Annotated in this window: 9 protein-coding genes and 1 tRNA gene; 7 read left to right on the top strand and 3 right to left on the bottom strand. The window is 66.9% G+C overall.

Annotated features, from left to right (window positions below; translation table 11 throughout):
- Positions 1-99 precede the first annotated feature (99 nt).
- Positions 100-348, top strand: coding sequence for an RNA chaperone Hfq (gene hfq / locus AUL34_RS16770; RefSeq protein ID WP_061936137.1), 249 nt, complete (start codon positions 100-102; stop codon positions 346-348).
- A gap of 45 nt (positions 349-393) precedes the next feature.
- Positions 394-1,764, top strand: coding sequence for a GTPase HflX (gene hflX, locus AUL34_RS16765; protein WP_370539056.1), 1,371 nt, complete (start codon positions 394-396; stop codon positions 1,762-1,764).
- Between the two features lie 32 nt (positions 1,765-1,796).
- Here the strand turns inward: hflX and mazG are convergent, their stop codons facing one another.
- Together mazG and AUL34_RS16755 are read right to left on the bottom strand one after the other, a co-directional pair.
- The gene (gene mazG / locus AUL34_RS16760) at positions 1,797-2,672 is read right to left on the bottom strand and encodes a nucleoside triphosphate pyrophosphohydrolase (RefSeq protein WP_061936135.1); all 876 of its coding nucleotides are present in this window, start codon (positions 2,670-2,672) and stop codon (positions 1,797-1,799) included.
- Between the two features lie 19 nt (positions 2,673-2,691).
- Positions 2,692-2,767 (bottom strand) — tRNA-Lys (locus AUL34_RS16755).
- 151 nt (positions 2,768-2,918) lie between these two features.
- Between AUL34_RS16755 and AUL34_RS16750 the strand changes: the two genes are divergently transcribed.
- From AUL34_RS16750 to glmS, 3 genes are all read left to right on the top strand, one after another.
- Positions 2,919-3,659: a cytochrome c biogenesis CcdA family protein gene (locus AUL34_RS16750; RefSeq protein WP_061936132.1), complete on the top strand. Its 741-nt coding sequence runs from the start codon at positions 2,919-2,921 to the stop codon at positions 3,657-3,659.
- Between the two features lie 42 nt (positions 3,660-3,701).
- Entirely contained in the window at positions 3,702-5,054 is a 1,353-nt protein-coding gene (glmU, locus tag AUL34_RS16745) for a bifunctional UDP-N-acetylglucosamine diphosphorylase/glucosamine-1-phosphate N-acetyltransferase GlmU (RefSeq protein ID WP_061936129.1), read from the top strand.
- A gap of 102 nt (positions 5,055-5,156) precedes the next feature.
- Positions 5,157-6,983, top strand: a complete 1,827-nt coding sequence (glmS, locus tag AUL34_RS16740) for a glutamine--fructose-6-phosphate transaminase (isomerizing) (RefSeq protein WP_061936126.1) — start codon at positions 5,157-5,159, stop codon at positions 6,981-6,983.
- A gap of 6 nt (positions 6,984-6,989) precedes the next feature.
- On the opposite strand, the gene recG is transcribed toward glmS, so the two are convergent.
- Positions 6,990-9,098, bottom strand: coding sequence for an ATP-dependent DNA helicase RecG (gene recG, locus AUL34_RS16735; protein WP_061936124.1), 2,109 nt, complete (start codon positions 9,096-9,098; stop codon positions 6,990-6,992).
- Between the two features lie 133 nt (positions 9,099-9,231).
- Between recG and AUL34_RS16730 the strand changes: the two genes are divergently transcribed.
- Both AUL34_RS16730 and mfd read left to right on the top strand, forming a co-directional pair.
- Complete coding sequence (locus AUL34_RS16730; RefSeq protein WP_061936121.1) at positions 9,232-9,528, top strand: succinate dehydrogenase assembly factor 2; 297 nt, start codon at positions 9,232-9,234, stop codon at positions 9,526-9,528.
- Positions 9,525-13,037 carry a transcription-repair coupling factor gene (gene mfd, locus AUL34_RS16725; protein ID WP_061936118.1) on the top strand — a complete coding sequence of 1,171 codons (3,513 nt, stop codon included), beginning with the start codon at positions 9,525-9,527 and terminating at the stop codon, positions 13,035-13,037. The genes AUL34_RS16730 and mfd overlap by 4 nt, the downstream gene beginning before the upstream one ends.
- The last annotated feature ends 28 nt before the right edge of the window (positions 13,038-13,065 follow it).

Genomic DNA, 13,065 nt, shown 5'->3' with positions numbered 1-13,065 from the left:
GGACAACCTTAGGCAGCGGAGCTTGCGGGTGGGCTGCAGTTTCCGTTTCGTCGCGCCCCCACGGCGCGAGCACGGCAAGAACAAGAACAGGACAGTCCGATGGCCGAACGTGCGCAGAACCTTCAGGATCTCTTTCTCAACACCGTCCGCAAACAGAAGATCTCGCTGACGATCTTCCTTGTGAATGGTGTCAAGCTCACCGGGGTCGTGACCTCGTTCGACAATTTCTGCGTGCTTTTGCGTCGCGACGGCCATTCCCAGCTCGTCTACAAGCACGCCATCTCCACGATCATGCCGTCCCAGCCCGTCAACATGAACGAGGCGGGGGACGAGGACAGGAAGGTCTGATTGACCGAATACACCAACGAACACGAACACGAGCCCCGCACGCCCATCGAGCATGAGCGGGTGCCGACGCGCGCCGCCGTCTTCGTTCCGATCGTGCGCCAGCGCAATCCGGCAGAAGACCTGTCGGAGGCGGTGAAGCGCGGTGACGAGGAGCGGCTGGTCGAAGCCGAGGGTCTGGCGCTCGCCATCGAACTCGACGTCGTGGCGCGCGGCAGCATCCCGATTTCCAAGATCCAACCGGCGACGCTGATCGGCTCCGGTAAGGTCTCCGAACTGGCAGGGCTGATCGCGGCGGAGAAGATCGGGCTGGTCATCTTCGACCACCCACTGACGCCCGTTCAGCAGCGCAACCTCGAGAAGGAGCTGAACGCCAAGGTCCTCGACCGGACCGGCCTGATCCTCGAGATCTTCGGCCGGCGCGCTCGCACCAAGGAAGGCCGGTTGCAGGTCGAGCTGGCCCATCTGAACTACCAGCGCGGTCGCCTCGTGCGCAGCTGGACCCACCTCGAGCGCCAGCGCGGTGGTGCGGGCTTCCTCGGCGGACCCGGCGAGACGCAGATCGAGGCCGACCGGCGTCAGCTGCAGGAGAAGATCAAGCGCCTGGAGAAGGAGCTGGAGCAGGTGCGCCGCACTCGCGCCTTGCACCGCGCCAAGCGCAAGAAGGCACCGCATCCGATCGTGGCGCTCGTCGGGTACACAAACGCCGGCAAGTCGACCCTGTTCAACAAGGTGACGGGCGCGGAGGTTCTGGCCAAGGATCTCCTGTTCGCGACGCTCGATCCGACACTGCGTCGCATCAACCTGCCGCACGGCACCGAGGTCATCTTCTCCGACACGGTGGGCTTCATCTCGGACCTGCCGACGCACCTGGTCGCTGCCTTCCGCGCAACCCTGGAGGAGGTCGTCGAGGCCGACATCGTGCTTCACGTGCGCGATATCGCCAACCCCGACACGGGTGCGCAGGCAGCCGATGTTCGCAAGATCCTGGCCGATCTCGAGATCGACGCCGACGACCCGGAACATGTGATCGAGGTTTGGAACAAGGCCGACCGGCTGGACGAGCAGGCGCGGGCCCAGGTGGAAATCTCGGCTGCCTCGCATCCAAGGGGGCAGGCGGTCCACATCGTTTCCGCGCTCACGGGTGAGAACGTGTCGGCGCTGCTCGCAGACATCGAGGGCCGCATCGCGGGCCTTGCCGAACCCGTATCGCTGAACGTGCCAGCGGATGCGCTCGGCATTCTGCCGTGGGTGTACGACAACAGCGTTGTGCGCGAGCGCGAGGACCGCGAGGACGGCAGCGTCCACCTGGCGATAGACCTCACCCGCCAGGCGCGATCCGACCTCTTGAGACTGAAGCATCGGCACCCCGAGGTGCAGATCGAGGGTCTGCCGGCGCTGGAAGAGATCGACGACTGACGACAGGGGCGGGAGGCGCGACGCCTTCCGCTCTATCGCGTGCCGCGGTTCTCGGCGCCTTTGACGCGCTGCCAGAGGGCTTCCTGGTCGTCGAGCCCCATGGCGGCCAGCGACCGGCCCTCAAGCGCCGCGTGCGCTTCCATGGCGGCGAAGCGCGCGCGGAACTTCGCGGTGGTCCGGCGCAAGGCCGCGTCGGGATCGATCTCGTAGCGCCGGGCAAGGTTGACGACCGTGAACAAGACGTCGCCGAGTTCCGCCTCCTGCGCGTCGCGGTCCGCGCTTGCCGCGGCGGCCTCGAACTCCTCGGTTTCCTCGCGGAGCTTGGCCAGAATCGGCTCCGGCTCGGTCCAGTCGAACCCGACCGTCGCCGCCTTCTCCTGAATCTTCCGCGACAGCGTCAGGGCGGGCAGGGCGCCCGGCACCGAATCGAGAAGGCCTGTCTCGGTCTCCTCGGCGAACGACGTCCATTCGCCGGCAGTGTCCTCGAAGGAAGAAGCCCGCATGCGCTCGCGCGCTTCGCGGCGCTCGCGCTTTTCCTCCGCCTTGATACGCTCCCACTGCCCCTTGGCCGAGCGGGCGGAGCGCGCCTCGGCATCGCCGAAGACGTGCGGGTGCCGCCTGATCATCTTCGTGGTGATGCCTTCGACAACGTCCTCGAAGGTGAACAGGCCGGTCTCGGACGCCATCTGTGCGTAGTAGACCACCTGCAGCAGGAGATCGCCGAGCTCTTCCTTCAAGTCCTGTGCGTCGCGCCGCTCGATCGCGTCCACGACTTCGTAAGTTTCCTCGATCGTGTAGGGCACGATCGAATCGAAGCTCTGCTCGACATCCCAAGGGCAACCGGTTTCCGGCTGCCGCAACGCGGCCATGATCGCTACGAGATCAGCGATATCGCGGGATGGCCGCATGGTGTCACCAGGGAAAGAGTGGTGAGCGCGCTGGGACTCGAACCCAGGACCTACAGATTAAAAGTCCGTTGCTCTACCAACTGAGCTACGCGCTCTGACGCATGCGAGGATGCGGCTGAAAGCGGGCGGACCATAGAAAGGCCTACCCTTCCGGTCAACATGCCGCCGTCGCATTTGCCCGCATTTCACGGCTGCGGTAGGACTGCCTCGTCGCCCGATCCAACCCGAGCAGAGTACCAAGCGCCCTTGCTACCCGACCCGACCTTCTCGGCCGCGCTAGTGGCGGGCGCGCTGTCGTTCCTGTCTCCCTGCGTCCTCCCGCTCGTTCCGCCCTACCTCTGCTACATGGCGGGTGTGTCCGTGGAGGATCTTCGGACGCCCTCCGGCGGCCCGAGCCGCGGACAGGGGCGGATCGTCGCAGCCGCCGTGCTGTTCGTTCTCGGGTTCTCCACCGTGTTCGTCGCGCTGGGCGCGGGCGCGAGTTCGATCGGCTATCTCCTGCGTACCAATCTCGATTGGTTGAGTGTCGTCGCCGGGCTCGCCATCATCGCGATGGGGCTGAACTTTCTTGGCGTCTTCCGGCTCGCGTTCCTGTCGCGCGAGGCTCGCTTCCAGGCGCCGTCCGAGCGCGGGAGCCTTCTGGGCGCTTATGCCATGGGCCTTGCGTTCGCCTTCGGCTGGACGCCCTGCATCGGCCCGGTGCTCGGCGCGATCCTCGGGGTCGCCGGCAGCACGCAGACCGTGGGTAGCGGGGCAGGCCTTCTGGCGGTGTACTCGCTCGGCCTCGGCATCCCGTTCCTTCTCGCGGCCTTGTTCTCAGGTGCGTTTCTGCGAGCCCTACAGGGGTTCCGTTCGTATCTCGGCATGGTCGAGAAGGTGATGGGTGGGCTCCTCGTGCTGACCGGCATCCTGTTCCTGACCGGAGGCATGCAGGCCATGGCATTCTGGCTGCTTGAAACCTTCCCAGCCTTCCAGCAAATCGGCTAGCCCCTTGATGCCGGCCATTCGAGGTCGGGCGGAGACTGAACCATGACCAGAACCTGTCTTTCCGTCGTGCTGGCCGCGGGCGAGGGCACGCGCATGAAATCGCGACGCACAAAGGTTCTGCACGAGGTCGCGGGGCGTCCGCTCGTGGCGCACGTGCTGGCCAGCGCCGCGGAAGCGGGCACCGACGCGGTGGCGATCGTGGTCGGGCGGGACGCCGAGGCCGTCGCCGCTCTCGGCCGAGGAATGGTCGATGGCGTGCAATGCTTCGAGCAGACCGAGCGCCTCGGAACGGCCCATGCCGTGGTCGCCGCTCGCGCTGCCATTGCCGAAGGATACGACGATGTGCTCGTCCTCTTCGGAGACACACCGCTTCTGTCGGCGGCGACGCTGAGCGAGGCGCGGCGCCAGCTTGCGGATGGCGCCGCCGTCTGCGTCGTCGGTTTCGAAGCGGCAGATCCGGCGGGCTATGGCCGGCTGCTGATGGACGGCGCCGAACTCCTCGCCATTCGCGAGGACAAGGATGCGACGCCCGAGGAGCGCCGCGTGCGCTTGTGCAACAGCGGGGTGATGGCGCTCGACGGCCGTCGTGCCCTGTCGCTTCTGGATCGTGTCGGCAACGCCAACGCCAAGGCCGAATTCTATCTCACCGACGTCGTCGAGATCGCGAGGGCCGACGGCTTGGGCGTTCGTGTCGTCCTAGCGGACGAAGCGGAAACGCTCGGCGTCAACACGCGGGGCGATCTCGCCTTGGTGGAGCATCTTTGGCAGGAGCGGCGCCGGGCCGAGATGATGGCAGCCGGGGTGACGCTGATCGCACCGCAGACCGTGTTCTTCTCCGCCGATACCGCGATCGAGGCTGATGTGGTGATCGAACCGAACGTCGTGTTCGGACCGGGCGTCAGCGTCGGCTCGGGAACCGTGATCCACGCCTTTTCGCATGTCGAGGGCGCACGGATCGGAGCGGATGTCGCGATCGGCCCATACGCTCGTCTTCGGCCCGGCACCGACATCGAGCCGAAGGCGCGGGTCGGCAACTTCGTGGAGATCAAGAACACGAAGCTCGGCACGGGCGCGAAGGTCAACCACCTCACCTATCTCGGAGACGCCTCCGTCGGTCCGCGGTCGAACATCGGCGCCGGCACGATCACCTGCAACTATGACGGCTACAACAAGTATCGCACGTCCATCGGCGCGGATGCCTTCGTGGGATCCAACTCGTCGCTGGTCGCCCCCGTTGTGATCGGGGACGGGGCCTATGTCGGCTCGGGTAGCGTTGTGACCGAGGACGTTCCGGACGAAGCGCTCGCGGTCGGTCGGGCGCGGCAGGTGACGAAGCCGGGACGGGGCGCCGAAATCAATGCCCGGAACGCCGCTCGCAAAGCGGGACGGACTTAGGGCCAGCGAAATCGACTGATATCAAGTTTGACGAACGTATTAAGCCGATGCTGCCCGAGGTCGTGCTAACGCTCGATCGGGATCGAATCGGGAGACCGAAGCATGTGCGGCATCATCGGGATCGTCAGCCAGGAGCCGGTGGCCCTGCGTCTCGTCGAGGCGCTGAAGCGCCTGGAGTATCGCGGCTATGATTCCGCGGGTATCGCGACGCTGGATGGCGGTGCGCTGGACCGGCGGCGCGCGGAGGGCAAGCTGCGCAATCTCGAAGCGCGGCTGGCGCAGGACCCGCTCGGCGGCACGATCGGCATCGGCCATACGCGTTGGGCGACGCATGGCGTGCCCAACGAGACCAATGCCCACCCGCATTTCGCCACCGGCATCGCCGTCGTCCATAACGGCATCATCGAGAATTTCGCCGAGCTCAAGCGCGACCTCCAGGCGGACGGTGCGTCCTTCGTCAGCCAGACCGACACCGAGGTCGTCGCTCATCTCCTCGCTCGCTCCCGGCGCGAAGGCGCAGGCCGACGCGAGGCGATGGAACGGCTTCTGAAGTCGATCACGGGCGCCTACGCCTTGGCCGTCATGTTCGAGGACGATCCGTCCACCGTCATGGCCGCGCGTTCGGGCCCGCCGCTGGCGATCGGCTACGGTGAAGGCGAGATGTTCCTCGGCTCAGACGCCATCGCGCTGTCGCCCTTCACCGACGAGGTGAGCTATCTCGAGGACGGCGACTGGGCGGTCATCGGGCGCGAGGGCGCGCAGATCTTCGACGCCCACAACCAGCCGGTGGACCGCCCGCGCCGCCGCTCGGTCGGCAAGCAGCACTATGTGGACAAGGGCAACCACCGACACTTCATGCAGAAGGAAATCTACGAGCAGCCCGAGGTGATCGGGCACACGCTCGGAGCCTTCGTGGACATGACCACCGGCCGCACGCGCATTCCCGCGGGCGCCGAGCTCGACTTCAGCGACGTCCGCCGCATGGCGATCTCGGCCTGCGGCACCGGCTTCTACGCCGGCATGGTCGGCCGCTACTATTTCGAACGCTACGGACGCATCGCCTGCGACCTCGATGTCGCGTCGGAGTTCCGCTACCGCGAGAGCCCGCTCGGCGATGTCGACTTGTCGCTGTTCGTTTCGCAGTCCGGCGAGACGGCCGATACGCTGGCATCGCTGCGCTACGCCAAGGCCGAGGGGCTGAAGACGGCGGCAATCGTCAACGTCCAAGGGTCCACCATCGCTCGGGAGGCCGACGCAGCCCTGCCAACGCTGGCGGGCCCGGAGATCGGCGTCGCCTCGACCAAGGCATTCACCTGCCAGCTGACGGCACTCGCCGCACTATCGGTGCGGGCCGGCGTCCAGCGCGGCGTGCTTTCGGCGAACCAGGAAGCGGAGCTGACACAGGCGCTGGCCGAGGCGCCGCGCATGATCAACGCGGCGCTGCATGCGGAGCAGGAGATCGAGACCCTGGCGCGCGAGATGGCGACCTATCGCCATGCGCTGTTCCTCGGGCGCGGATTCTCCTTCCCGCTGGCTATGGAGGGGGCGCTAAAGCTGAAGGAAATCAGCTACATCCACGCAGAAGGTTATGCGGCGGGTGAGCTGAAGCACGGGCCGATCGCGCTGATCGACGAGACCATGCCGGTGATCGTCGTCGCGCCGTACGACCGCGTGTTCGAGAAGACCGTCTCCAACATGCAGGAAGTCGCCGCACGCGGCGGGCGGATCATCCTCTTCACCGACGAACGGGGTGCGGAAGCCGGCAAGGGCGTGAACGCCCATACGATCCTCCTGCCGCAGATGCCGGAGATCCTCACCCCCATCGTCTACAGCGTGCCGCTGCAGCTTCTGGCCTACCATACGGCCGTGCAGATGGGCACGGACGTCGATCAGCCTCGCAACCTCGCCAAGTCCGTGACCGTCGAGTAGCGCCGGTCAACCGGCGCGCAGCAGGCGAACCGCATCGTCCTTCCCGAAGAGGTAGAGGAGGTTGCGGATCGCCTGGCCGCGCGGCGAGGCCAGTTCCTTGTCGGTCGCGAGAAGCAGTCGCGCGTCGTCGCGCGCGATCTCCAGAAGGTCGGCGTGCTCGTCCAGACGAGCGATGCGGAAGGTCTGCATGCCGGACTGGCGCGTGCCGAGGAGATCGCCTTCGCCCCGCAGCCGCAGATCCTCCTCCGCGATGCGGAACCCGTCGTTGCTCTCGCGCATGACGGCGAGACGCGCCTTGGCCGTTTCGCCGAGCGGCGCCTTGTAGAGAAGGACGCAGGACGAAGCCTTCTCGCCCCGTCCGACGCGGCCGCGCAACTGGTGCAGCTGCGACAGGCCGAAGCGCTCGGCATGCTCGATCACGATGATGGACGCGTCGGGTACGTCGACGCCGACCTCGATCACGGTCGTCGCCACCACGAGGCGGGTGACGCCGGACTTGAAGTCCGCCATCGCGCGATCCTTCTCCTCGGCGCTCATCCGGCCGTGGACGAGGCCGACCCGGTCGCCGAAGAACTGCCGCAGCACCTCGGCCCGCTCTTCCGCCGCCGTCAGCTCGCTCTTGTCGCTTTCCTCGACGAGCGGGCAGACCCAGTAGAGCTTGTCGCCTTCCTCGATCGCCCGGCGGGCGCGCGAGACGATCTCGTCCATGCGCTCGAAGGGGATGGCGACGGTGGTGATCGGCTTGCGGCCGGCCGGCTTTCCGTGAAGGCGCGAGACGTCCATGTCGCCGAACGCGGCGAGCACCAGCGTGCGCGGGATGGGGGTGGCGGTCATCACGAGGAGGTCGGGCGCACGCCCCTTGCGAGTGAGGCTCAAGCGCTGGTGGACGCCGAAGCGGTGCTGCTCGTCCACCACCACGAGGCCGAGGTCGTGATAGTCGACGTCGTCCTGGAAGAGGGCATGGGTGCCGACCACGATGTCCGCGTCGCCGTTGGCGATGGCCTCGAGTTTGGCCGTGCGCACGCGGCCGTTGTCCCGCCCGGTCAGGAGCACGATCGACAAACCCGCCGCTTCGCAGAAGCGGGAGAGCCCGGCGAAGTGCTGGCGCGCGAGTATCTCCGTCGGAGCCAGAAGCGCCGACTGTGCGCCGGACTCCTTGGCGGCGGCAATCGCCAGAAGAGCGACGACCGTCTTGCCGGCGCCCACATCGCCCTGGAGCAGGCGAAGCATGCGGACGGGCTTCGCCATGTCGGCGTGGATCTCGGCGAGGACCTGCCGCTGGCCCTCGGTGAGCGCGAAGGGCAGGGCAGCCTCTGCCTGCCGGCGAACCGCGCCGTCGCCGCCGAGGGACCGCCCGGGCTTGCGCCGTGCTCGTTCGCGCGCAAGCGCGAGCGCCATCTGGCTGGCCAGAAGTTCGTCATAGGCGAGACGTCGATAAGCCGGCCTTGCCGGTGCAAGGTCTGCAGGATCGTTGGGACGGTGCAGCTGCAGGAGAGCGTCGGAGAAGCCGGGGAAGCCTTCGCGGGCGAAGACGCCCGGTTCGATCCATTCTGGAAGTGCCGGCAGGCGCTCCAGGGCGCTGTCGACGCTCCGGCGAAGGACCTTGCCCGACAGGCCGGCGGTCAGCGGATAGACCGGTTCCACGAGTGGCAGAGAGGCCGCATCCTCGGCCCTTCCGACAAAGTCGGGATGGATCATCGACGCCCGGCCATTGTAGCGGTCCACCTTGCCGGACACGAGCAACGTCTCGCCGAGCGGCAGGAGCTTCTCCAGCCATTGCGGCTGGGCACGGAAATACGTGAGCGCGATCTCGTCGGTAGTGTCGAACGCGATCACACGCGCCGGCTGGTTTCGGGCCTCCCGCGAGGGGAACTGGTAGCGGTCGATCCGAACCTCCAGCGTTACCAGTGCGCCCTCGGGAGCATCGCGGATCGCCTCGCGCCGCCGACGGTCGATGACGCCGCTCGGCAGATGGAACAGAAGGTCGCGCACCTTCGCACCGTCCTGTGCGCCGGGCGGCGAGACCAAGCCGTCCAGAAGCTTGGAAAGCTTGGGGCCGACACCCGGAACGGTGGAGACCGAGGCGAAGAGGGGATCGAGTTCGGCAGGGCGCATGGGCGGTGTTTATCGTCTGTTCTCCGCCGCGCATAGGCTGACACTGCGCGGCTCGAAGCCTATATCGGTGGCGAACAGGCAGGGTGCGCCGCGCGTCCGGCCTCTGCGGCATTGCTAGACCGGGCTGATCTCGATGACGGGTACGACACGATCCTCCTCCGACCTCGATCCGCGTCGGCGCAAGGCGCTGTTCCGCTGCTGGCATCGCGGCACGCGCGAGATGGATCTCGTGCTCGGCCGTTTTGCCGATGCCGAAATCGATAGGCTGGACGACGAAGAGCTGACCGTCTTCGAGCACCTGATGGAAGCGCCCGACCGCGACCTCTTCACGTGGCTGACCGGCTCGGCGGAGACGCCGGCCAACTACGATACGCCGGTCTTCCGGCGCATCCGCGCCTATTACGAGCTGAGCGAGGAATCGCGGTCGTGAGCGTCTCGGCGGTTCTCCAGAAGCAGCTCAAGAAGGGCGGCGGCATCCGCATCGGCAACGTGCTGGACGGCTACGAGCCGTTCCTGCTCGCCGAGATCGCGCGCCATCGCGGCGGCAACAAGCCGATCGTCTTCGTCATGCGCGACGGCAACCGGATGGGCGAGCTCGAGGACGCGCTGCGCTTCGTCGCGCCCGACCTGCCGGTCCTGACCCTCCCGGCCTGGGACTGCCTTCCCTACGACCGCGTCGGCCCATCCGCGGAGGCCGCCGCGCGGCGTCTCTCGGCGATGTCCGCCATCGGGGCGCTGCGGCGCGATCCGCACCGGGCGATCATCCTGACCAGCGCCAACGCGATGCTGCAGAAGATGCCGCCGCTTCAGGTTCTTCAGGACGAGACGATCTCGGCGAAGGCGAGCGGTCGCATCTCCATGGACCACATCGTGCGCGTCCTCCAGCGCGGCGGTTTCGAGCGACAGACGACGGTGCGCGAGCGTGGCGACTTCGCGGTGCGCGGCGGCATTCTCGACCTGTTCGCGCCGGGCGACGAGGAACCCCTGCGGCTCGACTTCTTCGGCGACACGCTGGAATCGATCCGCAGCTTCGATCCGGCGAGCCAGCGCACGACCGGCCAGCGCAAGAGCTTCGAGCTGGCGCCGGTCTCCGAGGTGACGCTGACCGAAGAGACCATCTCGCGCTTCCGCACCAACTACGTCCGGCGGTTCGGCGCGCCCTCGCGCGACGACGCGCTCTACACCTCGATCAGCGACGGCCGCCGTTTCAGCGGCATGGAGCACTGGCTGCCGCTGTTCTACGAAAGCGTCGAGACGCTGTTCGATTATGTCGAAGGCTTCCCCATCGTTCTCGACCACCTCGTGGTGGAGGCGATCGGCGAGCGGCGCAAGCTGGTGCTCGACTACTACGAGGCGCGCAGGCGCGGCATCGCGGAAGGCAGCGCCAACTCGGTGCCCTACAACCCGCTCGGGCCGCAGGAACTCTACCTCACCGAGGACGAGTTGAACGGCCGGATCGCGAGCGCCGACCCCGTGCGCCTCTCGGCCTATGCCATCACCGACGCCGGCTTCCAGACGGAGGTCGTCAATCTCGACGTCCACCGCAGCCGCAACTTCGCGGCCGAGCGACAGGCGGAGGATGTCAACGTCTTCAAGGTCGCCGTCGACCACATCGCCCGCCTGCGGGCCGATGGGAAACAGGTCATCCTCGCCGCCTGGTCGGAGGGCTCACGCGAGCGTCTGACGCAGGTCGTGGAAGAGCACGGGCTCGGCAACATCAAGCCGGTCGAGAGCTACAGCAAGGCTCTGGAGGTCGGAAAGAACATCGTGGCGACGGCCGTCCTCGGCATCGAGGCGGGCTTCGAGACCGATCGCGTCGCCATCGTCGGCGAGCAGGATATTCTCGGCGACCGCCTCGTGCGACGCGGGCGCAGGAAGAAGCGCGGCGCGGACTTCATCTCTGAGGTGACGGGCCTCGACGAGGGCGACATCGTCGTTCACGTCGACCACGGAATCGCCCGCTTCGTCGGCCTGCGCAAGATCGAGGCGGCGGGCGCGCCGCACGACTGCCTGGAGCTGCGCTACGCCAACGAGGACCGGTTGTTCCTCCCGGTCGAGAATATCGAGCTTCTGTCGCGCTACGGCGGCGAGGGATCGGAGGCGATCCTCGACAAGCTCGGCGGCGGCGCCTGGCAGGCCCGCAAGGCCAAGCTGAAGAAGCGCCTTCTCGACATGGCGGGCGGCCTCATCCGCATCGCGGCCGAACGCCAGATGCGTGGGGCCCCCGTCCTCAACCCGCCGGACGGTCTCTGGGGCGAGTTCCAGGCGCGTTTTCCCTACGAGGAAACCGAGGATCAGCAGAACGCGATCGATGCGGTGGCGGACGACCTGTCGGCCGGCAAGCCGATGGACCGTCTGGTCTGCGGCGACGTCGGCTTCGGCAAGACGGAAGTCGCGCTGCGCGCCGCCTTCATCGCCGCCATGAACGGGCTTCAGGTGGCAGTCGTGGTGCCGACGACGCTTCTGGCGCGCCAGCACTTCAAGACCTTTGCGGAGCGCTTCCACGGCCTGCCTTTGAATCTCGCGCAGGCTTCCCGCCTCGTGACCGCCAAGCAACTGAACGAGACCAAGAAGGGGCTGAAAGAGGGTCAGGTCGACATCGTGGTCGGCACGCACGCGCTGCTCGGCAAGGCGGTGGATTTCAAGAACCTCGGCCTCCTGATCATCGACGAGGAGCAGCACTTCGGCGTCAAGCACAAGGAGCGGTTGAAGGAGCTGAAGTCGGACATCCACGTCCTGACCCTTTCCGCGACGCCCATCCCGCGCACGCTGCAGCTGGCGCTGACGGGGGTGCGCGAGCTTTCGCTGATCACCACCGCGCCGGTGGACCGCATGGCGGTGCGCACCTTCGTCGCGCCGTTCGATCCGCTCGTGGTGCGCGAGACGCTCTTGCGCGAGCGCTATCGCGGCGGCCAGAGCTTCTACGTCGCGCCGCGCCTTGCGGACCTCGCCGGCATCAAGGAGTTCCTGGACGAACAGGTGCCCGAGCTGAAGGTCGCCGTCGCCCACGGCCAGATGCCGCCCGGCGAGCTCGACGACATCATGAACGCCTTCTATGAGGGACAGTACGACGTCCTGCTCTCGACGACGATCGTGGAGTCGGGTCTCGATATCCCCTCGGCCAACACGATGATCGTTCATCGCGCCGATATGTTCGGCCTGGCCCAGCTCTACCAGCTGCGCGGGCGCGTCGGCCGCTCCAAGCAGCGCGCCTATGCGCTGATGACCATTCCTGCGAACAAGACCCCGACGGCAGGCGCCGACCGCCGCCTCAAGGTGCTTCAGTCGCTGGATACGCTGGGCGCCGGTTTCCAGCTTGCCAGCCACGACCTCGACCAGCGCGGCGCCGGCAATCTTCTCGGCGACGAGCAGAGCGGCCACGTCAAGGAGGTCGGCTTCGAACTCTACCAGCAGATGCTGGAAGAAGCCGTGGCCGAGATGAAGGGCATCGAGGTCGAGAACGACGGCAACTGGTCGCCGCAGATCACACTCGGCACCGCCGTGATGATCCCGGAGGGCTACGTACCGGACCTCCAGCTTCGCATGACGCTCTACCGGCGCCTTGCGGATCTGACCGAAGCCCGCGAGATCGACGCTTTCGGTGCGGAGCTGATCGACCGGTTCGGTCCAATGCCGGTCGAGGTCGAGCACCTTCTGAAGGTGGTCTTCATCAAGGCACTGTGCCGCCGAGCCAACATCGAGAAGCTGGATGCCGGACCGAAGGGCATCGTCATCCAGTTCCGCGACAAGACCTTCGCCAACCCCGCGGCGCTGGTGCGCTACATCTCGGAACAGGGTGTCGCCGCCAAGATCCGGGCCGACCAGTCCATCGTTCTCATGCGCGACTGGACGAAACCGGAGCAGCGGCTGAACGGCGCTGCCTCGGTCGCGACGCAACTGGCTCGGTTCGCCGACGAGACGCTGAAGAAGGCAGCGTAGGGGCCGATCTGCCCACCGTCGTCGTTCT

The sequence above is a fragment of the Aureimonas sp. AU22 genome (genome assembly GCF_001463745.1).
In the GTDB taxonomy this organism is placed as follows: domain Bacteria; phylum Pseudomonadota; class Alphaproteobacteria; order Rhizobiales; family Rhizobiaceae; genus Aureimonas.
This window is presented reverse-complemented; position numbering and strand designations above follow the sequence as displayed.

What these genes read in the sequence shown, in the direction of transcription:
- glmU (WP_061936129.1), top strand. Translation starts at nt 3,702, where the DNA reads ATGACCAGAACCTGTCTTTCCGTCGTGCTGGCCGCGGGCGAGGGCACG.
- mazG (WP_061936135.1), bottom strand. Translation starts at nt 2,672, where the DNA reads ATGCGGCCATCCCGCGATATCGCTGATCTCGTAGCGATCATGGCCGCG.
- recG (WP_061936124.1), bottom strand. Translation starts at nt 9,098, where the DNA reads ATGCGCCCTGCCGAACTCGATCCCCTCTTCGCCTCGGTCTCCACCGTT.
- glmS (WP_061936126.1), top strand. Translation starts at nt 5,157, where the DNA reads ATGTGCGGCATCATCGGGATCGTCAGCCAGGAGCCGGTGGCCCTGCGT.
- hfq (WP_061936137.1), top strand. Translation starts at nt 100, where the DNA reads ATGGCCGAACGTGCGCAGAACCTTCAGGATCTCTTTCTCAACACCGTC.
- AUL34_RS16730 (WP_061936121.1), top strand. Translation starts at nt 9,232, where the DNA reads ATGACGGGTACGACACGATCCTCCTCCGACCTCGATCCGCGTCGGCGC.